Source organism: Streptomyces sp. NPDC058877 (assembly GCF_042742855.1).
Taxonomy (GTDB): domain Bacteria; phylum Actinomycetota; class Actinomycetes; order Streptomycetales; family Streptomycetaceae; genus Streptomyces.
The window spans coordinates 34851-56106 of sequence record NZ_JBHYMF010000029.1 but is presented as its reverse complement, the minus strand read 5'-3'; the positions used below and the strand labels follow the sequence as shown (position 1 = coordinate 56106).

Annotated in this window: 17 protein-coding genes; 8 read left to right on the top strand and 9 right to left on the bottom strand. The window is 70.2% G+C overall.

Annotated elements, in window-relative coordinates:
• Positions 1-43: 43 nt before the first annotated feature.
• From ACFW2Y_RS09985 to ACFW2Y_RS09965, 5 genes are read right to left on the bottom strand one after another with little or no spacing between them, the layout of a single operon-like run.
• Positions 44-613, bottom strand: coding sequence for a GAF domain-containing protein (locus tag ACFW2Y_RS09985; protein WP_384876061.1), 570 nt, complete (start codon positions 611-613; stop codon positions 44-46).
• The gene (locus tag ACFW2Y_RS09980; RefSeq protein WP_384876059.1) at positions 610-1233 is read right to left on the bottom strand and encodes an ATP/GTP-binding protein; all 624 of its coding nucleotides are present in this window, start codon (positions 1231-1233) and stop codon (positions 610-612) included. Before ACFW2Y_RS09980 ends, ACFW2Y_RS09985 begins: the two co-directional genes overlap by 4 nt.
• Complete coding sequence (locus ACFW2Y_RS09975; protein ID WP_384876057.1) at positions 1211-1582, bottom strand: DUF742 domain-containing protein; 372 nt, start codon at positions 1580-1582, stop codon at positions 1211-1213. The genes ACFW2Y_RS09980 and ACFW2Y_RS09975 overlap by 23 nt, the downstream gene beginning before the upstream one ends.
• A 2-nt stretch (positions 1583-1584) precedes the next feature.
• Positions 1585-2019: a roadblock/LC7 domain-containing protein gene (locus ACFW2Y_RS09970; protein WP_041132185.1), complete on the bottom strand. Its 435-nt coding sequence runs from the start codon at positions 2017-2019 to the stop codon at positions 1585-1587.
• Between the two features lie 7 nt (positions 2020-2026).
• Entirely contained in the window at positions 2027-3937 is a 1911-nt protein-coding gene (locus ACFW2Y_RS09965) for a sensor histidine kinase (protein WP_384876055.1), read from the bottom strand.
• Between the two features lie 689 nt (positions 3938-4626).
• Here ACFW2Y_RS09965 and ACFW2Y_RS09960 point away from each other — a divergent pair.
• Together ACFW2Y_RS09960 and ACFW2Y_RS09955 are read left to right on the top strand one after the other, a co-directional pair.
• Complete coding sequence (locus ACFW2Y_RS09960) at positions 4627-5223, top strand: TetR/AcrR family transcriptional regulator (protein ID WP_384876053.1); 597 nt, start codon at positions 4627-4629, stop codon at positions 5221-5223.
• 125 nt (positions 5224-5348) lie between these two features.
• Positions 5349-6170 (top strand): TlpA family protein disulfide reductase, encoded by an 822-nt coding sequence (locus tag ACFW2Y_RS09955; protein ID WP_384876052.1) that lies wholly within the window; start codon positions 5349-5351, stop codon positions 6168-6170.
• A 64-nt stretch (positions 6171-6234) separates the two neighbouring features.
• On the opposite strand, the gene ACFW2Y_RS09950 is transcribed toward ACFW2Y_RS09955, so the two are convergent.
• The 3 genes from ACFW2Y_RS09950 to ACFW2Y_RS09940 form a co-directional block, all read right to left on the bottom strand.
• Positions 6235-7050: a hypothetical protein gene (locus tag ACFW2Y_RS09950; protein ID WP_384876050.1), complete on the bottom strand. Its 816-nt coding sequence runs from the start codon at positions 7048-7050 to the stop codon at positions 6235-6237.
• A gap of 788 nt (positions 7051-7838) precedes the next feature.
• Complete coding sequence (locus tag ACFW2Y_RS09945) at positions 7839-9446, bottom strand: molybdopterin-dependent oxidoreductase (RefSeq protein WP_384876048.1); 1608 nt, start codon at positions 9444-9446, stop codon at positions 7839-7841.
• Positions 9447-9513: 67 nt separating this feature from the next.
• The gene (locus ACFW2Y_RS09940) at positions 9514-11574 is read right to left on the bottom strand and encodes an MMPL family transporter (RefSeq protein ID WP_384876046.1); all 2061 of its coding nucleotides are present in this window, start codon (positions 11572-11574) and stop codon (positions 9514-9516) included.
• Between the two features lie 267 nt (positions 11575-11841).
• On the opposite strand from ACFW2Y_RS09940, the gene ACFW2Y_RS09935 reads away from it, so the two are divergent.
• Positions 11842-12213 carry a hypothetical protein gene (locus tag ACFW2Y_RS09935; protein WP_384876044.1) on the top strand — a complete coding sequence of 124 codons (372 nt, stop codon included), beginning with the start codon at positions 11842-11844 and terminating at the stop codon, positions 12211-12213.
• Between the two features lie 767 nt (positions 12214-12980).
• Here the strand turns inward: ACFW2Y_RS09935 and ACFW2Y_RS09930 are convergent.
• Positions 12981-13220: a chaplin gene (locus tag ACFW2Y_RS09930; RefSeq protein WP_384876042.1), complete on the bottom strand. Its 240-nt coding sequence runs from the start codon at positions 13218-13220 to the stop codon at positions 12981-12983.
• 997 nt (positions 13221-14217) lie between these two features.
• On the opposite strand from ACFW2Y_RS09930, the gene ACFW2Y_RS09925 reads away from it, so the two are divergent.
• From ACFW2Y_RS09925 to ACFW2Y_RS09905, 5 genes are all read left to right on the top strand, one after another.
• A complete protein-coding gene (locus ACFW2Y_RS09925; RefSeq protein ID WP_384876040.1) occupies positions 14218-15696 on the top strand; it encodes a sugar transferase in 1479 nt (492 codons plus the stop codon).
• Between the two features lie 73 nt (positions 15697-15769).
• Positions 15770-17086: a nucleotide sugar dehydrogenase gene (locus ACFW2Y_RS09920; RefSeq protein ID WP_384876038.1), complete on the top strand. Its 1317-nt coding sequence runs from the start codon at positions 15770-15772 to the stop codon at positions 17084-17086.
• Positions 17076-18341 (top strand): glycosyltransferase family 4 protein, encoded by a 1266-nt coding sequence (locus tag ACFW2Y_RS09915; protein WP_384876036.1) that lies wholly within the window; start codon positions 17076-17078, stop codon positions 18339-18341. The genes ACFW2Y_RS09920 and ACFW2Y_RS09915 overlap by 11 nt, the downstream gene beginning before the upstream one ends.
• Positions 18338-19735 carry a Wzz/FepE/Etk N-terminal domain-containing protein gene (locus ACFW2Y_RS09910; protein ID WP_384876034.1) on the top strand — a complete coding sequence of 466 codons (1398 nt, stop codon included), beginning with the start codon at positions 18338-18340 and terminating at the stop codon, positions 19733-19735. The genes ACFW2Y_RS09915 and ACFW2Y_RS09910 overlap by 4 nt, the downstream gene beginning before the upstream one ends.
• Entirely contained in the window at positions 19732-21255 is a 1524-nt protein-coding gene (locus ACFW2Y_RS09905) for a Wzz/FepE/Etk N-terminal domain-containing protein (protein ID WP_384876032.1), read from the top strand. Before ACFW2Y_RS09910 ends, ACFW2Y_RS09905 begins: the two co-directional genes overlap by 4 nt.
• Position 21256 lies beyond the last annotated feature (1 nt).

Below are 21256 nucleotides of genomic sequence, written 5' to 3'. Positions count from 1 at the left end.
CGGTACGGCCGCGCCGTACCGGGCTCCCTCGGACGGTCGTCGCTCAGAGCGCGCCGTCCTCGCGGCGGTGGATCTGCTCCATGAGCTCCACCGCCATCGACTTGATCGTCTCCAGACCCGCGCGCCCCCAAGGGCGGACGTCCGTGTCGACCACACAGATGGTGCCCAGCGCGACACCGGTGCGGTCTATCAGCGGCGCCCCCATGTACGAGCGGATGCCGATCTCGTCCACCACCGGATTGCCCGCGAAGCGGGGGTAGTCACAGACGTCCTCCAGGACGAGTGCCTTGCGGCGCACCACCACGTGCGGGCAGTAACCGTGGTCACGGGCCATGAAGCGGCCGACGCCGCCGCCGGCGGCAGCCGCACCCAGGTCGCTGCCGGAGTGGTTGCCTTCGGGGGTGTGCAGTCCCGCGAAGAACTGCCGGTTCTCGTCGATGAAGTTGACCATCGAGAACGGGGCACCGGTCACCTCGGCGAGCCGGTGGGCGAAGTCGTCGAACGCCGGATCCGGTCGCTCCCCGAGACCGAGTTCGCGCAGCCGCTGCAGACGGGCGGGCGCCTCCTTGTCGACGGGGGTCAGCAGGAGGTGACCGGTCGGGTCGTAGGTCATGGTGTTGCTCCGTAGCTCGGCACGGTGTCCGGGATGGTGGTGAGCAGATGCTGGACGAGGGTCAGCAGGGTGCGGATGCCGGAGCTGGAGATCCGGGCGTCACAGAGGACGACCGGCACCTCCGGCTTGAGGTCGAGGGCGGTTCGCACCTCGTCCGGTTCGTAGCGGTAGGCGCCGTCGAACTCGTTGACCGCCACGATGAACTGGATCCCCCTCCGCTCGAAGAAGTCGACGGCGGAGAAGCACTCCTGGAGCCGACGGGTGTCGGCGAGGACGACGGCTCCGAGCGCACCCTCGGAGAGTTCGTCCCACATGAACCAGAAGCGTTCCTGCCCCGGGGTACCGAAGAGGTACAGCACGTGGCGGTCGTCGAGCGTGATGCGGCCGAAGTCCATGGCGACGGTGGTCGTCGTCTTGGATTCCACGCCCTCCAGGCTGTCGGTGGCCGCACTGACCGAGGTCAACAACTCCTCGGTGCTGAGGGGTTCGATTTCGCTGACCGCACCCACGAGAGTCGTCTTGCCCACGCCGAACCCGCCCGCCACCAGGATCTTGAGCGCAGTGGGGAAAGGGTCGGACGCGAACGTGTCGCGGCGTTCAGAGCCGTTGTCGTAGGCCATCGAGCACTGCCTCCAGCAAGGAACGGTCGGTTGGATTGGCATGGAAGCGGGGTGCCCGCGCGGTCAGTGCCCCGCAGTCCACGAGGTCGGAGAGCAGGACCTTGGTGACGACTGCGGGCAGCCGTAAGTGCGCGGCGATCTCGGCCACCGAGGTGGGCCCGTCGCACAGGCCGAGGGCCAGGCTGTGCTCGGGCCCCATGTGCGCCATGGGCGACGAGCCGGTCGCCATCACCATGGACAGCAGGTCGAGCGCGGTGGTCGGCTTGGTCCGGCCGCCGCTCACGGTGTAGGGGCGGATCAGACGCCCGGCCGCGTCGTCGAGCCAGGGACCTTCTTGAGGGGACGTCACGTCTACTGTCCGAGTCCGCCCACCGCGCCGGCGGCCTGCCGAGCGGGGGTGACCAGGTAGGGACGGACGCTCTTGACGAGCATCGCCATCTCGTATCCGAGGACGGCGGCGTCCGCCTCGCGTCCGGCGAGAACGGCCAGGCAGGTGCCGGAGCCCGCGGTGGAGACGAACAGGAGGGTGGAGTCGAGCTCCACCACCACCTGGCGGACTTCTCCTCCGTCGCCGAACCGGGCTCCCGCACTACGACCGAGCGAGTACAGCCCGGAGGCGAGGGCCGCCATGTGGTCGGCGGCGTCGGGGTCGAGGCCGTGGACGGATTTCACGAGACCGTCGGAGGAGAGCAGGACAGCGTTGCGGGTGTAGGGGACCCGCTGGACCAGTCCGCTGAGCAGCCAGTCGAGGTCGGAGGAATGGCCGGTCGGCACATTGCTCGCCATGGTGCATCTACTCCTTGTGCGCGTCGCCGTGACGCAACGATTCATGGGGGGCGGGCTGGGATTCAGCAAGGCCGATGCCGCGCTGGAACGCAGCCATCAGACCCGGGTCGTGCAGGGTGTGCTCCTCGGGCTTGCGCACCACGGGCTCGTCCCTCAACTGCGGGACGATGTGCTCCTGGGCACGCCTCTTGGGAAGCAGGGGTCGGCCGCCTTCCTCGACGCGGGGGGCCGGAGGCAGCGGCGAGAGCAGGGAGTCCGGCGGCCCCTGGTACTCGGCACCGGCCGGGGGGGCCGGGGCGGTGGGACCGGAATCTCCGTACCCGATGGGCTGCGCGCCCGTACGGGGGTACGCGTGCGTGCCGGGCGTGGGGGGCTCCTCGGATCGGACGGCGGTCCGCTCCGGGGAGGGGGAGGGCGGAGGTGCGGGTGCGGGCGGCGCGGTGGCAACGGGAACCGCGTTCGCGCCGGGCATCCCGTGGGAGCCGACCGGTGCGCTCACCTGCGGATGACGCGCGGCGGGAGCCGACGCGGGAACCGGTGCCTGCGGGGGAACGGGGGCCTGCGGGGGAACCGGGGCCTGCGACTGGGGCTGCATCTGCACCTGGCCGGGCGGGATGGCCGCGGAGCCGGCGGTCGCCGCGGTCCGGCGCTCGTGCTGGGCGAGCCCCTCGGGGTCGGCGCCGAGGAGACCCTGCGGGAGGACCAGGACGGCTTGGACGCCACCGTAGATGTTGGACTGGAGGCGTACGGCGATGCCGTGCCGGCGGGCCAGGGCGGAGACGACGAAGAGCCCGATGCGGCCGTCCTGGAGGAGGTGCGCGACGTTGACCTGGTCGGGGTCGGCGAGCAGGGCGTTCATCTTGTTCTGCTCGGTGACGGGCATGCCGAGGCCACGGTCCTCGACCTCGATCGCGAGACCCGCCGTGACGTACTGGGCGCGCAGCAGGACCGTGGTGTTCGGTGCGGAGAACAGCGTTGCGTTCTCGACGAGTTCGGCGAGCAGGTGGATGACGTCGGCCACGGCATGGCCCCGGAGCGTACCGTCGATCGGCGGTACGAGTTTGACCCGCGGGTACTGCTCGACCTCGGCGATGGAGGAACGGAGCACCTCGGTCATGGTGACCGGGTTCGACCACTGACGGCGGGAGATGGCGCCGCCGAGGACGGCGAGGTTCTCCGCGTGGCGTCGGATGCGGGTGGCGAGGTGGTCGACGTGGAACAGGCCCTTGAGCAGTTCCGGGTCCTCGACCTCGTTCTCCAGCTCGTCGAGGAGCTGGATCTCGCGGTGGACCAGGGACTGCAGGCGCCGGGCGAGGTTGACGAAGACTTCGACCTTCTGTTCGTTTCCGACGCTGCTGGAGAGTCGGGACGCCTCCACGACGGCCGCGACGGACGCTTCGTGAGAGCGTGTCAATTCTTCTGACAACAGGTCGAATTCGTCACCTGCACCGGTAGCGGCGGGCCGCGCGGGCCGGGGCGGCAGGGCCTCTCCCTTGCGCAGGAGCTCGACGACCGTGCGGAGTTCCCCCTGGTTCCGTGAGCCGGCACGACGCAGGGCGTTGCAGCGGTCGAGCACGGCCTTGGCGGCGCGGTCCGCGCCGAGCGCGGCGGCCGTCACCGAGGCGACGGTGAGGGCTGCGGCACCGGTGAGCGCCGCCCAGAGGCCGGGCGAGGGGCTGGCACCCGTGGAACGGATGGTGAAGAGAACCGCCGCCGCCCCGCCCAGGGCCACGGCGACCGCGGGCAGGACGGAGGTGCGCAGGAGTTGGGGGCGTATGCGGGCTTCCGTCGGAAGGGGTGCAGATGCCTGCGCCGGGGGGTTGCCTTGGGTGCCGGTGGCGGAGCGAGCGCCTGGCCGGCCGTGCCGCCCGCCCTCGCGTCGGTCGGACCGCGGCGCGGGTGCGCGAAGTTGAGACATGAGTGTCCTTGGTACGTGCCCAGGAATCGGCGTGCTGCGGGGGGTGTGGTGCAGGAGGTCTACGGTGGGGGTGTTCTACAGGAGTTCGATGAGCCTATCGATGATCATCAGCCACACACTGTAGTCGTCAACCGTTCATGTGCGGTGCGCAGTTGACAAACTTACCCGTAGACCCGGCAGATCTGGTATCGCCCCCCATACGGCAGGCCGATAAGCAGTGGCCAAAAGGTGAAGCTCACCTTCCCGAGGGATCCCCGTCGTCCGGTAGCGGAAGGGGGTCGAGGTGCCTACACCCCCCTTCACTCCAGGGGAATCACGCCTGCCCGGAATGCCCGAGAGGGGCCCGGGCCACTCATCCCGACACATTCCCGCGGAGCATGCACCTCCAGCGCCCTCGACATTTCGCACCCACGCCGTGACTCGGAACGTCACCTTCGATCGCCCGGATCGGCACATACCTCGCCCCTCGACCACATCGGACTCCGGACACGATGAGTGACGATCGGTGAAAGCGGAACCTTCCGGGCACGAATGGTCGCCGGGAAGGACCCGAGAGACTCCCCCGACTTCCACCGCCCCCTCTCCGTCACGACTTCTTTGACGATCATTCAACAACCATGGAAAGAGGGGCGCTTGACCGTTCGGTCAAGCGCGCTTTACCGTGGACCGAGCGGTCAACCGGAGGTTCCATGACGGATGACACCCGCACCCGCCTCGTACGGACGGCACGCGCACTGATCCACGGCTCGTCGTTCGCCGACGTGGGCATCGGAGACCTGTGCCGCGAAGCCGGAGTGCACCGCGGCAGCCTGTACCACTTCTTCCCCTCCAAGGACGCCGTCGGGCTCGCCGTGATCGACGCCAACTGGGAGCTCCTCAAGGCCGTCCTCGACGAGGCGTTCGACGAGGCGACTCCACCCCTGACGCGGATCGACGCCTTCGTCACCGGCTTCGCCGGCATGCTGACCGCGGCACGGGACGCCATGGGCTCCACACCGGGCTGCCCCATCGGCAACCTCGCGCTGGAACTCGCCGGACACCCAGGAGGTGCCGGGAGCAGGATCACCGAGATCCTGAACTCCTGGCAGCGGTACTTCCGCGACGCCGTCGCCGAAGCCGGGCTCCGGGGAGACGTGCCGGCAGGAGTGGACCCCGACGCGGCTGCCCTGCGCGCCCTGGCGTACCTCCAGGGCATCACCCTGATGGCCAAGGCGTACGACCGGCCGACGCTCGTCGCCGAAGCCAGAACGGCGATCCGGACCCTGATCGAGACCCCCACGCCCTGACGGCACCCCGCTCCGGCCGTCCTCGATGCGGCCCCAAGGGCCCACGATCGGACAGAGGACACGCCTGCCCATTCACTTGACCGAACGGTCAAGTGGTTTCCCTTCCCCTCCCGAGGAGCACTCCCGTGGACCTACGACCCTCCGAACGCCACGCCGGAACGGAGTGCCGCTTCGAGCGCTTCCGGACACGACTCCTGATCGACGACATGACGTTCGGCCGCAACGCGCTCGGCCCCGGTGGCACCCTGCCGGAGTTCGACCTGTCCACCCTCGAAGGGGGTCGCTTCGCCTCCGGGGCACTCGGCCGACGGCCGGTGCTCATGGTCTTCGGGTCACGGACCTGCCCCGTCACCGAAAGCGCCGTTCCCGTACTCAAGCGGCTCCACGACCGGTTCGGAAGGCAGGTCCGCTTCGTTCTGGTCAACACGCGCGAAGCGCACCCGGGTCAGACGATCGGACAGCCGGGGACCAGCGAGGAGAAGCGCCTGCACGCACAACGGCTGCGCGACCACCACGACATCCCGTTCGAGGTCGCGGTCGACGACATCGACGGCACCCTGCACCGCGCCTTCACGCCCAAGCCGAACTCCGCCTACCTGATCGACGCGGGTGGAACCGTCCTCTTCCTCTCGCACCGGGCGAACGACGAGCCGGCTCCGCGTCGGGCACTGGAACGGACCGTCTCCGGGCACCCCGTCCACGGTCACAGCCGGGCCGTGGCAGGTCCGCTGCTCCGGGCGGTCGGTCACCTGCCGGGCATCGTCAGGGCCGCCGGCAGCAGGACCGGTCGTGACGTCTGGCGCGCGGCGCCCCCTCTGGCGGTCCTCGGCGCGCTCTCCCGGCTCTTCCACCGCCTTCCTGCCGATCGACGGGGCCCCGCAGCCGCGGTGGCCCTCGCCCTGCTCGCCTGCACCGCTGCCGTCGGCACGTTCACGGTGCTGGGCTGAACCATCCGGCCGAGGCGCCGGCGGGCGCGCCCAGGGCCTCGACCGCGCCGATGACGGGTGGCCCTCAGCCGTTCGTGGGCGCGGCGAACTTCTCGGCGGGCCCGAAATCACCGAAAGTGGCTTTGTTGGCCACCTGGACACCACGCAGTTCGAATCTTTGTTCAAAGCGGATGGTCCGACCCCGGTCGTCGATCCACTGGTCGACGTCGAAGCCGGTCACGCCCTTGGCCTTCATCGAGGTGTGGATGCGCGGGTCGACCGAGGCGATCTGCGCCAGGCCGAGGCGGCCCGAGAGGTGATAGGTGGCGATGCCGTCTTGCTCCTCCATGCCCCTGCGTGCGGAAGGACCCGCATCGAGCAGCAGCTTCGCGTAGCCCTCGTAACTGGCCGGGGAGTCGGTGCCGCTGCGGGGGACCCCCTTCCACTCGGCCCCAGCCCCGTCGGCGACTCGGACGTAGGTGGTGTCATCCGTCATGATGACCTCGGTCGTGAACTCGCCGGGATTCATCTTCATGCGCCCCGTGAAGGGGCCGTTGAAGTTACCCCGACCGCTCATGGTCTGCGAAGACACTCCGTTCATTTCGGAGATCATCCGGAGGGTTGCCGCGTAGGGCGCATCCCCAGTGGCGGCAAGGACCTTGGCCGGGTCGAAGGCCTCGTCTGCGGGCACTTCGGATGCAGCGGCGGCCAGGTCGGGCACGGGGGCCGGCCCGGGCGTTGCGGTGCCGCTGGCCTCGGGCATGGGAATCCAGCCGGGCCCCGGCGTGCCGTCTGCGTCGACGTCGGCGCTGCAACCGGACAGGAGGGACACGCCACAAAGCGCGGTGGCAAGGGCCACGGCGATGTTGCGCTGGCGCGGCGAGGTGGTACACGTGTTCATCGGGACGAGCATCTCACGAGCCCGATCCGGCCCTCAGCCGCCCCCTACGCCGCTCCGACGGTCCGGTCGCCGCGCCACCGGACGTCATCCCCCGCCCAGCGGTGCCACGGGCCGCACCATCGCCCGGAACCAACGAGCCACCACACCGAGAAGGCGCCTTTTCGGCAAAGCGGACAAGGAGCCCAAACGATCAGCCCTGAGGGTCCTTCGGCTTGACCTCGGCCTCGTACAGACCCTGGTCCCTGTCCGGGTGCGATCGCTCCTCAGGGCGCTCGTGCCGCTCGTGCGCGCGGGCGCACGCTTCGAAAAAGCGGCCGGCTGGTCGAACACACCGAGGCGGACGCTTCTGCGTTCCTCCCGCGGGCCGCCGAGTCGCGCGCCGCCGCCGAGCTTGCGCGGGCGGCGCGTCATGGGGTGCACCCCGACGGCGTTGCACTGCCTTGAGGTCGACCGGTTCCCCTTCGCCATCGTGGCCGCCTCGGAAGACTCCCTCGTGGTCCTGGGTCCGTGCACCGTGCCTGCCCTCGCCGACGCCCTCACGATCCGATGAGCGACAGCCACCCACCGGTCGGGCACGCCCCGGTGGATGGCGGCTCGAAGGCAGCGGGCGGGCACTCCCGATCACGCTCCACGAGACTTGGCGGTCACTCGGTTTCCCGAGCCCGTCCGGAAGGACCGATGCCCCCTTCGGGATCGTCCTGAGACCGCGCCCCGCACTCCTCGAAACGCAGGCTGCCGATGCTCGGGTTCGCGCGCCCCCGGCCGACGCGTGCGGGATCCGAAGAACATCAGGTGACGGTGACGAAGACGCTGTGCCAACCGCTCGCCCCGTCGGGGATGGTCCTGGCCCGTCGCTCGGTCTGGAGCAGGCCGGTGCCGTCGGTCGCGCGGACGGCGATCGTGTGTCCGCCGGGGGCGGCCTGCCAGCGGTAGGACCATTGGCGCCAGGTGTCGACGGAGTCCTCGGCCGCCAGGTCGGCGTCCTGCCAGGGTCCTTCGTCGATCCTGACCTGCACCCGGGTGATGCCGCGGTGTTGGGCCCAAGCGACCCCGGCGACCGTGACGGTGCCGGCGGCCGGACGGGCGAAGGGGCGGGGGGTGTCGATGCGCGACTGCGTCTTGATCGGAGCGCGCCGGGCCCATGTCCGCCTCACCCAGTACGGATCGTAGGCGTCGAAGGTGGTGAGCTCGATGTCTTCGATCCACTTGCAGGCCGATACGTATCCGTACAGGCCGGGGACGAGCATCCGGACCGGAAAGCCGTGGTCGAACGGCAGGGCTTCGCCGTTCATGCCGACGGCCAGCATGGCGTCCCGGCCGTCCATCACGTCTTCCACCGGGGAACCGAGCGTCATGCCGTCCACGGACCGGGCGACCAGCTGATCGGCAGGACCGCCTCCGGAAGGGGGTTTGACTCCGCATTCCCCCAGCAACTCCCCCAGCCGGACGCCGAGCCAGCGGGCGTTCCCCGCGTAGGGACCGCCCACCTCGTTCGAGACGCAGGTGAGGGTGATGTCACGCTCGATCATCGGTCGCGCGAGGAGGTCGTCCAGGGTGAAGGTCCTGGGCCGGGCGACGCCCTTGCCGTGGATGCGCAGACGCCATGTGTCCGCGTCGACCTTGGGGACGACGAGAGCCGTGTCGACGCGGTAGAAGTCCTTGTTGGGGGTGATGAACGGGGTGATTCCCTCGACCTTGAGCCGGACGCCCCCGGGAACGGGCGGCGCGGGCGACGCGGGTGCGGGCAGCACGAGCGCCTCACGGGAGGCAACCGCACCACGTCCCTGACGTCGCACCAGATGGCGACCGAGGAGGCCGGCGGTCGCGGCGGCGACGGCCGTGGCACCGGCGGCGACGAAGAAGCCCCGCCGGTGCCACCCTCCGCCGTCCCCGTCATCCGCATGGACCACGCCGAGCTCGCCGGCGCTGGCGGGCACTCGGACGGTTCTTCCCGCCATGGCGTAGAGGACCAGGGCGCCCGCCACCGCACCCACGAGCGAGGGGAGGACGTCGGCGGCTCCCTTCGAGTCCGGGCGGCTCAGGGCCGCGACCGCACCGATGACCCCGAAGAGAAGCACCCCGGAGGCGCCGACCGCCCTGAAGCGAAGACTGACGACACCCAGGACGGCCGCAACGAGGGCCAGGATCACGAGGATGCCGAGTTGGAGGACCGCCTTGTCGTTCTCGCCGAAGGTACGGACGGCGAAGTCCTTCAGCGGTGCCGGGGTCCGGTCGATGACCGCACCGCCGACGACCGTGACCGGTCCGGCCGCGGGCCTGACCAGGCCCGCGAGCAGTTCGGCGACGGCCAAAGCGGTGAAGCCGGCCAGGAGGCCGGCCACGGCGCCCAGGAGCGTGCGGGAGAGGGTGCTGCGGAGGCTGCTCACGCACGGCATTCGGTGGAACCTGCCGAGTGGATTGGTCTGCCGGCCGAACGGACGGAGATCCGCTGTCCGACTCCCCTCAGGCGCGCGTCGCGGGCGCCGGGGAGGAGGACGCGCCCTCGACTTCCGCAGCGGGGAGGACGGCGGGGATACGGGGCGCCCGGTCACCCGCCAATCGAGAGGGCCACCAGACCCGGGGCCCGAGGTCGGTCATGAGGGCGGGCACCAGGAAGAGCCGGACGAGCAGGGTGTCGATCAGAACGCCCACGGAGACGATCAGTCCGATCTGCACGAGATAGAGCAAGGGCATCACGCCGAGTGCGGCGAAGGTGGTCGCCAGCACGAGTCCTGCCGCGCTGATGACCCCGCCCGTGCTCGCAAGACCCGCCAGGACTCCGGCCGCCGTGCCCCTCGTCACCGCTTCATCGCGCACGCGGTGGACGAGGAAGATGTTGTAGTCCACGCCGAGCGCGACGAGGAAGACGAAGGAGAAGAGGACCACTGCGGGTTCGGTGGACGAACTCCCCCAGAACAGCCGGAGGACGAGGGCCGCCGTGCCGAGGGCGGCGAGGAGACCGATCCCAGCAGCCACGACCAGCAACACCGGCAGCAGCAGGCAGCGGAGCAGGATGAAGAGGACCGCCAGGACCACCAGGAGGACCAGGGGCATGATCAGTCGGTGGTCCCGGGCGGCGGCCGTGTGGATGTCGGCGAGTTGCGCCGCCTGGCCGCCCACCAGTACTCCCGTCCCCGCCAGCGAGGCGCGTAGCCGTTCCACGGTCCGCCGCGCCCGATCGCTGTCCGGCGGGTCCGTGAGCGTCGCGAGGATCAGTGTCGTGCGCTCCAGCTCCTGACCGACGACGACGGCCGCGACGCCGGGGGTCGTAGAGGCGGTGCCGGCCGCTCCGGCCGACTCGGGTCGTGGAGCCACGATGACCAAGGGGCTCGCCGTGCCGGCGGGAAAATGACGCGCGAGGACGTCCTGGCCCGTCACCGAAGCGGCTCCGGCCGGCAATGCCCGGTGCAGCGGGACGCCGTCCTGCTGCAGGAGCGGCGCACAGGCCGCTCCCGCGGCAAGCAGGGAGAGGCAGACCAGCCAGGTCCTGCGAGGACGGCACTGGACCGCACGGGCCGGCCCCTTCCACGGACCGGCTCCCCCTCCCGGGGTCCTCGTGTGCAGCACCCGCCGTCCGCACGGCACGAGTGCTGCCGGCAGGAACGTCAAGGAAGTCGCGGCGCTGCAGGCCATGGCAATGGCGACCGCCGGTCCCAGACACCGGTCGGCCGGAAGTGCGGCCAGCACCAGCGTCATCATCGCGCAGGCGACGGTCGCGGCACTGGCGATCACGGGCGGCGCGATGGCTCGACGGGCCACGGCGATCGCGGTCCGACTCCCCCCTCCCCGCTGGACCTCCTCGCGGCAGCGCGCCACCAACAGCAGGCCGTAGTCGGTGCTGGCACCGATGACCAGGACGAACACGATTCCCTGAGCCTGACCATCGACCGCCAGGAGACCTGACCTGGCCAGCCCGTACAGCAACGCGGAGGCCGTGGACAGGGACAGGAGGGCACCGGAAATCACCAGCAGCGGCACCAGTGCACTGCGGTAGACCAGCAGCAGGATGACCACCACTCCGCCGAGGGCAACGACCAGCAGCACCCCGTCGGTGCGTGCGAAGGAGTCCTCGAGGTCGGCTTGCGCGGCGGCGGGGCCTGCCAGGTGCACCACGGTGCCCGGCACCCCGGCTGCCGCCTCGCGGATGCCGGTGAGCTGTTCGGCGAGACGGTCCGGACCTGCCGCGATGACGGCCGCGACGGCTTCTCCGTCCCGGGAGGGGAAGGACACCGCAGCGGGGCCGGCGAGCCGGTCCGCGACCTGGCGCGCGGACCGCTCCTGGAGCGGTCCGATCCGACCGCCGTCCGCGCGTGTCCACAGCACGGCAAGTGGTAGGGGCTCCGGTCCACCCGTGGGGTTCAACGCCTCCGCCACCCTGGCGGACTGGGTGCCGGGGAGAGCGGGGGCCTGCTGCCCCCCGGCACCCGCGTCGCCGAGGCGGGCGGCGAAGGGGCCGCTCAGTACGGCGAGGACCAGCCACAGCAGAAGGGTGGCCGGGACTCCCGACCGTTTCGCCCACCTCACGTCATCCGCCTCTCCGTGAACGCCGCCCGCGGTGAACGGGTCAAGCCGCGCCGCTGCGGGCGACGCGGCCTCGGCTCGCGCGGAAGGTTCGGGACCCGGGGCGGCACGGGATGGGCGGGGGGCGGATCCGTCAGCCGTACGGCCCCAGGAATCAGATGAGGTGATGAGCGATCCGGCGCACGGTTCGGCACGAATCATCGCTGAGACTCCACAAACCGGATGAATCACCTGAAGAAGCCCGACGAGGAACGGGAGGAGGTGAGTCCGATGACCGCACCCCTGCACGCCCTGCGCCTGATCGCCGGAGCCGCGTCGGCAGGCCTTCTGGCAGGCTCGTCCGTGCTGGGTGTCTCCGCCACGGCGAGCGCGGCACCGACGACGTCCACGGTGGCCTCCACGGTCACCGGCGACCGTGACCACCGCCATCACCAGGGCGACCATCACCAGCGGTGCATCTGGGTCAAGGGCCACTGGGAGAAGAAGTGGCACCACGGCACCTGGCACCACGGGTACCGGGACCACGACGGTCGGTGGCACGGCGGTTCGTGGGGCAAGGGCTCGTGGAAGCATCACTGGGTGCCCGGACACCATGTGACCCACTGGGTTCCGATCCATGGGGACTGCCACGCCAAGTGGTAGCGCCGGTGGACCGATCAGGGGTTGCGGAGCCATGGCGCCGCAGCCCCTGGTGTTCCCCGTTCACCGCGGCCGGACCACCGGTCGACCGCACGGCCTCTCGGAGGCCTCATCATGGACCGCTCCACCGCATCTCGCGTGGGACCGACAACGGTCCACCTTCGACTTCCCGCAGGTGTGCAGGCTCCGCGACGGGCCCGCCGCACCGCGGAGCGAATGCTCGCCGCCCCCGCCGTGCCCTGCCCCGCCGTGCCCTGCCCTGCCCTGCCCTGCCGTGCCCTGCCCTGCCCTGCCCTGCCCTGCCCTGCCCCCGCAGCATCGCCGACGACATCCTGCTGATCGTCTCCGAACTGGTCACCCATGCCGTCGTGCACGCCGAAGGGCCGTACATCCTGACGCTGGGCTTGGAGGACGGACGGACGGGCGGGCGTCGTCGTCAGCGACGCCTCCTGCGCGCTGCCCCGTGCAGGCTCCGGGCGGAAAGGAACGGAACAGGGCGGACGCGGTCTGAAGATCATCCGAGCCCTGGGGGCGGAGGTCCTCGTCAGCGCCTCGCGCCACGGCAAGCAGGTCGTCGCCGTTCTGTCCTGGTAGTCGCGCCGGCGTCGGGAGCGCTGGGGGTGGCCGTGCCGACGGCCACCCCCAGCCGACCCGTCCCGTCCGCGGTGACTCGTGCGGGGGCACCGCTCAGAACCCTCGCCCGCGGACGGTCGGGTCACCGGTCCGCGCCACCCCGTCTCATCGGCGCCGGACCGGGGTCGAGCGGACCGTCAGGCGTTGACGCAGGTGTTTCCGAACGTCGGGTTGAGCAGCCCGACGACACTGACGGTGTTGCCACAGGCGTTGACCGGTACGTGGACGGGCGCCTGGATCAGATTGCCCGAGAGCACACCGGGCGAGTGGGCGGCCACTCCGCCGGCGCCCGCGTCGGCCACGGCCATCGAAGCACCGCCGGCCACCACCGCTCCGGCCGCAACCACCACTGCGAGACCACGTCGGACGTGCATCATCGAAACTACCTCCCATGGGGAACGACTGCGCCGCGCGGACGGCCCGCGCGACCCTCGGGGATCCGCAGGACGTCTCGGCTCCCTCACCGGTTCCTTCGCCACGGGGTGCCCGCCGGCTGGGTCGACGCGCCGCGTCCCACCCGATCGGGGCAATGAGCGGTGGCGGGGCTGACGGCGGGTGCCGTTCACGCACTCGTCCGCCGCGAAGAACGCCAACCCGCGTTTTCGAGGGGACGGGACTCCTTTCCGCGGTACCCCTCCTCCCGTCCGGCTCCCTGATCGCACCTCGTTCCCGGGAATCGGAAATGCGGTGAAGGCCCCATGCGACCACGGGCACCAGACGTACACATCGATCTTGTTCCGTGCCATGGAACCCGGTTGCCGCCCCTCTTCTCCGGAGCGGCGCCACGACACACGAGTGGCCCTCGGAACGATCACTTCCCTCTTGAATGCTCAACCAACAAGGTTGAACACAAAGCGAGTTGCGGATCATGCGACACAGCTGCACCGCATGGGGGCGTCAAGGGCGCATTGTTGGTCAACGACTCGTGGATCTTGTCTCAAAGCTTGCGCACAAATTACACACATCCTCTCTCCAACACCGCTCCGCATGGTCTAGATTGACGGTGCTTCAGCCGTTCGGGCACGAGGCGACCATTAATGATCTTTAGGTACGGCGCCACGGAAAACAGGAAGTCTCCTTCGGGCGTCGGACGCGAGGCGATCAATTCCTGGTGCCCGAACAAGAGCCTCGGGTGCGGGGAGCACCGGAGGCTCCTGCGGTTCCGCTCATCGCAGGCGACTGGGGATGGCCTGGCAGGACTCGTGAGTCACTGCCGTCGTCACGGGTCGTTCGCGCGGTGCGGTCACGGCTGGACGTCGTACGGGGGGCGAATGCCCCTGCGGAAAGGAGCGGTGCGGGAGGCAGGCGCCTCCCGGGGGGGGAAGCAACAGTGCGCGGCGAATGCGTCGAACCACTGGGGACCTGGGGGGTTCTGTGCGGCAAGGGGGACTTGTCAGCCCGTTTCCGTCAACGCGTGAGCACCAGACGAGCGGGACAATCAGCCAGCCCACGATCGACTGGGAACAGCGGTACCGCCGTACCGTGATCATCAGCGATACCGTGGCCACCGCCTTCGTGGTGGCGACGATCGGCAACTTCTTCGGGGCCCGGGACGCGGCCAACTGGCACGAGAAGTGGGGAATCCTCGCCTTCGGCACCGAACTCCTGGTGCTGACGGCGCTCGCGGTGACCCGGTCATGGGCCCCGGCCGTGCTCGGCCAGGGTGCCGAGGAGTTCCGTCGACTCGGACGCTCCCTCTTCGCCGCCACCGTCGTACTGGCCCTCGGGGGAATCGCCCTCACCTCGCGCAACATCAAGCTCTGGATCTTCGTCGCGATCCCCGCGATCGCGCTCGTCACCATGACCGCGCGGTACGTGCTGCGTCTCTGGCTGCACAAGCAGCGGAAGGAAGGCAGGTGCCTGCGGTCGGTGCTCGCCGCCGGCAGCACGGCGACCGTGCACGACCTGATCACCCGGACCCGTAAGTTCCCCCACCTCGGTTGGCGGGTGGACGGGGTGTGCGCCACGGAAGAGATCGGGCTCGACGGTGACCAGGTCGACGGGGTGCCGATCATCGGCCGGCTCTCCGACGTCGCCCAGCACGTCCGCCGTGACGGCTACCGCGTCGTTGCGATCACACCGGACCCGCACTGGTCACCGGACCGGCTGCAGCGGCTGGCCTGGAACCTCGAAGGGAGCGACGCCGAGATGGTCGTGGCCCCCGTACTGATGGAGGTGGCCGGCCCGCGCCTGCACATCGACGCGGTGCTCGGAATCCCCCTTCTGCGGGTCAGCATGCCGACCTTCACCGGGGGGCGCAGGGCGATCAAGGGGGTCGTCGACCGGATCGGCGCGGCGATCCTGCTGGTGCTGTTCGCACCGCTCATGGTGTTCGTCGCGCTGCTGGTGCTGATGGACAGTCGGGGCGGGGCGTTCTACAGCCAGCGCAGGGTCGGCAAGGACGGTCGCGAGTTCACCATCCTCAAGTTCCGCACCATGGTCGCCGATGCGGATCGGGCCCGTGCCGAACTGGAGGACCGCAACGAGGGTGCCGGCCTGCTGTTCAAGCTCCGCAAGGATCCGCGGGTGACCCGGGTCGGAGGAGTGTTGCGCCGGTACTCGATAGACGAGTTGCCGCAGCTCTTCAACGTGCTCACCGGATCGATGTCACTGGTCGGGCCGCGTCCTCCCTTACCGGAGGAGTCCGCCGCGTACGGCCCGGACATCCGGCGACGGCTGCTGGTCAAGCCCGGACTCACCGGTCTGTGGCAGATCAGCGGACGCAGCGACCTCTCCTGGGAGGAAGCGGTCCGGCTGGACCTGCGGTACGTGGAGGACTGGTCACTCGCTCTGGACACAGTGATCTTGTGGAAGACGCTCCGTGCGGTGCTCTACGGGCAGGGGGCCTACTGATGCACGAGGGCCGTGGACCGGCAGGTACTCGGAACGCAGGCCGGAAGGGCCTGCCTGGGGGGAGGAACGGGTCGTGAGGGTCAGCGTTTTCGGACTGGGCTACGTGGGCTGCGTGTCGGCCGCGTGCCTGGCCAGCATGGGCCACGAAGTCATCGGCGTGGACGTGAACCAGGTGAAGGTCGACCTGGTCAACGACAGCAAGGCACCGGTGGTGGAGGAGCGCATCGGCGAGCTCATCGCCGAAGTCGTGGGGACCGGGGCCTTACGTGCCACGACCGACGTCCGCGAGGCGATCGCGGAGAGCGAGGTGTCGCTGGTCTGCGTGGGCACCCCGTCGGAGCCCAACGGCAGCTTGTGCACCACGTACTTGGAGCGGGTCACCGAAGAGATCGGCGCCGCGCTGGCCGAGCGGGGTGGGCGGCACACCGTCGTGTTCCGCAGCACCATGCTCCCCGGCACCTGTCTGAACCTGCTGGTGCCGATCCTGGAGAAGTACGTCGGCGGCACCGCCGGGGTGGACGTGGGAGTCGCGGTCAACCCGGAGTTCCTGCGGGAGGGCACGAGCGTGCGGGACTTCTTCGACCCGCCCAAGACGGTCATCGGCGAGCTCGACCGGGCGAGCGGCGATGCGGTGGCCGCGCTGTACGACGGCCTGCCCGGCGAGGTGTTCCGGGTGCCGGTTCCGACGGCCGAGGCCATCAAGTACGCGGACAACGCGTTCCACGGTCTCAAGATCGGCTTCGCCAACGAGCTCGGTGCGGTGTGCCAGGCGCTGGGGGTGGACTCGCACCAGGTGATGGACGTGTTCCTGGCCGACCGCAAGCTGAACATCAGCCCCGCCTATCTGCGGCCCGGCTTCGCCTTCGGCGGCTCCTGCCTGCCCAAGGACCTGCGGAGCCTGGTGCACGCGGCGCAGCGGGCCGACGTCTCGGTGCCCATCCTCTCCCATGTGCTGCCCTCCAACGCCGATCACCTGCAGCGCGCGGTGGAGCTGGTCGAACGCACCGGGAAGCGTCGGGTGGGACTCTTCGGGCTGTCCTTCAAGCCCGGGACCGACGACCTCCGGGAGAGCCCGCTCGTCGAACTGGCCGAAAGACTCTTCGGCAAGGGCTACGACCTGCGGATCCACGACGCCAACGTCAGCCTCTCCCGGCTGCTCGGAGCGAACCGCGAGTACATCGAGACGCGGCTGCCGCACCTCGCGCAACTGCTCGCGGACTCCGTCGACGACGTACTCGCACACTCCGAGGTGTGCTTGGTCGGAACCGCGGATCCGGCCGTGCTGGCGGCCCTGCCCCATGGTGACGGTCCAGTGATCATCGATCTCATCCGCCTTCCCGACGCCGAGAAGCGTCGGACCGAACCGGGATACATAGGCCTTGCTTGGTGACACGACCAGGAGCGACCGGCCCGGCCGGCGCGCACTGATCCTGGTGGAAAACCTGTCGGTGCCCTTCGACCGACGGGTGTGGCAGGAGTGCACGACCCTGCGTGACGCAGGCTGGGAGGTACACGTCATCTGTCCCCGGGGAACCAAGCGGGACACCGAACCGGAGGCGGAGATCGACGGGGTGCGGATCCACCGCTACCCGTTGCGCGCCGCCACCGGCGGGCCCGCGGGCTACCTCCAGGAGTACGGATCGGCCCTGTGGCACACCCTTCGGCTGGCCCGGAAGGTGGGCCCGGTCGACGTGGTCCATGCCTGCAACCCGCCCGACCTCCTGTTCCTGCCGGCGCTGTGGCTCAAGCGACGCGGAGCGCGGTTCGTCTTCGACCAGCACGACCTGGTGCCCGAGCTGTACCTCTCCCGGTTCGACCGCGGCAAGGACCTGCTCTACCGCGCCGTGTGCGCACTGGAACGGCTCACCTACCGGGCCTCGGACGTCGTGCTCGCCACGAACGAGAGCTACCGGGACGTCGCGGTGCGCCGGGGCGGTCGGCGTCCGGACGACGTCTTCGTGGTGCGCAGCGCACCCGACACCACGCGGTTCCACCCCGTACCGCCCGAGCCGGAGCTGAAGCGCGGCAAGCCCCATCTGCTGTGTTACCTCGGTGTGATGGGCCCTCAGGACGGTGTCGACTACGCCTTGCGGGCGCTCGCGAAACTCCGCGACGAGTGCGGACGGACCGACTGGCACGCGGTGTTCGTCGGCGCCGGCGACACCTTCGACGCGATGGTGGAGCTGTCCCGACAGCTCGGGCTGTCGGACCAGGTGCAGTTCACCGGGCGCGTTCCGGACGCCGACCTGGTGCGCTACCTGTCCACCGCGGACGTGTGCCTCTCCCCCGACCCGCACAATCCGCTCAACGACGTGTCCACCATGAACAAGGTCCTGGAATACATGGTGATGGGCCGTCCGATCGTCTCGTTCGACCTCCGGGAAGCGCGTGTCTCCGCCGGCGACGCCGCCGTCTACGCACCAGCCAACGACGAGTCCGCATTCGCGGAACTCGTCGCCCGCTTGCTGGACGACCCGGAGAAGCGCGCGGAGATGGGCAAGATCGGCGAGGAAAGGATCAACGGGCCGCTCTCCTGGAAGAACTCCCAGCAATCCCTGCTCAACGCTTATGCCGCCGCCTGCCGTGGCCACTCCCCCGTATCGGCGGGCTCGCCGGTGCGGGCGGGGAAGAGGCCGCGCCGTTGAGCGATGACACGATACGCCTGGTCACGATCGGGCGGATTATCCGCCGGCGTTGGCGGCTCCTGACCCTCTTCACCGTGATGGGCGCGCTCGTCGGCTACGGCGCCTCATCGCTGTTCCCGCCGCGTTACACGACGTCGGCATCGGTGCTGTTGCCGGGGACGTGGGAGGAGCGCGAGCTGCTGACCCAGGCGGAGATCGCGACCAGTTCGGTGGTGATCGACCGCTCGGGCGCCGCCCTTCGATGGGTCGGGGTCAGCGGGAACGAACTGCGGGAACAAGTGACGGCCAAAGCCACCGAAGGAAACATCATCAAGATCTCGGGCACGGCCGACACCCCGGAGCACGCGCAGCAGCTCTCCGACCAGGTGGCTAGTCAGTTCGTGGTCTTCGCCGCACAACTCGTGGGCACCAGTGCCGACCCCAAGGCCACGGCACAACCCGAGGCGCTGCGGCAACTGGTGACGCAGACCAGTCGCAAGATCAGCGAACTGGCGGATGCGACCGACCCGGGACGGACCGTGGAGAGCGTGCAGACGCGGACCGAACTGGCGAAGCTGCGCACCGCGCTGCAGGAGGCCGTCAGCAAACTGGACCAGGTCGATCCCGGCGCCCACAAGGCCGACATGGTCGTCATGGGACCGGCGGTGCGGCCGACCGACAAGACACCGCCGACGAAGACACAGCTCATCATTGCCGGAGCGCTGCTCTTCTTCCTGGTCGCGGCGATCAGCCACCTCACCGCCGCGCGGATGAGTCGCCGGCTGCGCACCGAACCGGAGATCGCCGCGGCCTTGGGAGCGGTGATGCTGGGCAGCGTCCAGGTGCCCACCGAACGGCTCGCGCACCGGCCGAAGGAACGCGGCCCGCGGGCCTGGGGGCGCCGACTGCTCGGCCTCGACGTCCGGTGGGACACGCCCACCCCGCAGAGGGCCGGGGACGAAGCCGGTCGACAGATCCGCTACCGGAGGGTGTGCGCCCGTCTCCGGGACCAACTCCTCTCCCCCGGAGGGCTTCTGGTCGTCGTTCCGGACGGCGACGAGATCGCACGGCGGGCGGCCGGACGGCTCTCCGCCGAGGCCGACGGCATCCCCTCCCCGGACTCTCCCGACGGGGGACGCCCCGCGCTCCGGGTGGTCGAGGTCTCGGTGTCCCAGCCGATGGTGCCGGACCGCAACGACGAGGCGGGCGTCCTGATCGTGCTCAGCGCGGGCAGCTGGACCGCCGCGGAGCTCTCCGGCATCGCCGGGGCGTGCGCGGACGCCACGCACGAGATCGTCGGCGTCGTCCTCGCCGGCACGGTCTGGGCCCGTCCGGGGCGGTCCGGCGGTTCTTCCCGGGCCGACGCCGTGCCGGCTCTGGCGGCCGGCACGGACGCGACGGGAGGTACGGGGTGACGACGAGGACGACTGCCGAACCGTCGGCCGCCGCCGCTCCCCTGTTGGACCTGCAGGCGCTGATCGTGGCGGTGCGGAGGCGACGGCGCCTCTGGTGCTCCGTGGCGCTGCTGGGACTGCTCCTCGGTGCTGCCTCGGCGATCCTGCTGCCGCCACCGCCGACCGCGGTGACCAAGGTGTTGGTCGCCCATGAACAGGACCAACCGAACGATCCGGGAACCTTGATCCGCACCGACGTCGCACTCCTGCAGACCACGCGGATCGCCAGCAGCGCCTTGAAATCCCTCAAGTCAAACGAGAAGCCCGCTGACTTCATGGAGGAGTACGAGGGCCTCGGTTTGACCAACAACCTGCTGCAGATCAACGTGACGGGCGACAGCGACGCGGAAGCGGTGACCCGCGCCGAGGCCTTGGCCCGGGCGTTCATGGCGGACCACGTGAGACGGATCCGGGAAGCCGCGAACGCAGAGGCCAAGAGCCTGCTCGAAGAACGTGACCGGATGCAGGGCGAGCTGGACCGGATCAACAAGGAGATCGGGGACGGAACGCCGAAGGACGGGCCGAAGGCATCGGCCGACCTGGAGTCGCTCTTCGCGCGTCGGGCCGAACTCACCTCGCGGATCACCGACTTCAGCAAGCGCGCCGCGGAGGCGCACATCGGTACGCCCCACCTCATCGCCGGTACGCAGATCGTGGACGCACCGCGCGCGGTGCGGCACTCCCTGCCCAAGGCCGCTGCCACCAACGCGGCGATCGGTTCCGTCCTCGGTCTCGTCCTCGGCCTCGCGGTGGCGGCGGTCAGCACGGTGGTGGCGGACCGCCCCGTGCTGCGCCGGGAGATCGCAGCGAACCTCGGTGCCTCGATCGTCGCGGAGCTGCCCAGCCGTTCGGCGGCGCCCTGGCGACGCCGGCACGTCCGGACGGCACGGGCACGGCTCACCACGTCCCTGGCCCGTACCTTCCGCAACTCCGCAGAGCCCATGTCGCTGCTGGAGCTGGGGTGTGCGCGCAGCGCGGGCGCCATCGCCCTGGACCTCGCGCGGGCGGTGGAACCGGACGGGCCCGTGGCCGTCATCGACGCCCTGCCCGGCACGGAACTCTCCCGGCGGGGCGCGAAGCCGGGGGACCCCCTCGTGGTCGATGCCGAACGTGCTGCGACCGTGTCGCGGCAGGAACGACGGCTCGGCGTCGGATCGGTGGCGCCCGGCACCGCGTGGACGGACCTCCATCACCTCGGCACGCGGACCGTGCTGGTGGTGCGCGCCGGGCACGGCAGCGCCGCGTGGCTGCACACCGTGGCACGGCAGCTCGCGGACCAGCGGATCGCGGTGATCGGTGTGGTGCTGGTCGACCCCGATCCGCGGGACCGGACCGACGGCACCCTGTGGGACGGGCTGCTCACCGCGCTGAGGGAGCAGGACGATCGGACGGCCCGACCGTACGGGGCGGGCCGGCGGCTGACGGAACGGCTGCCGATGTGGGCGGGACGCGTCCCGGACAGCGACCAGGAGGTGCGGTAGG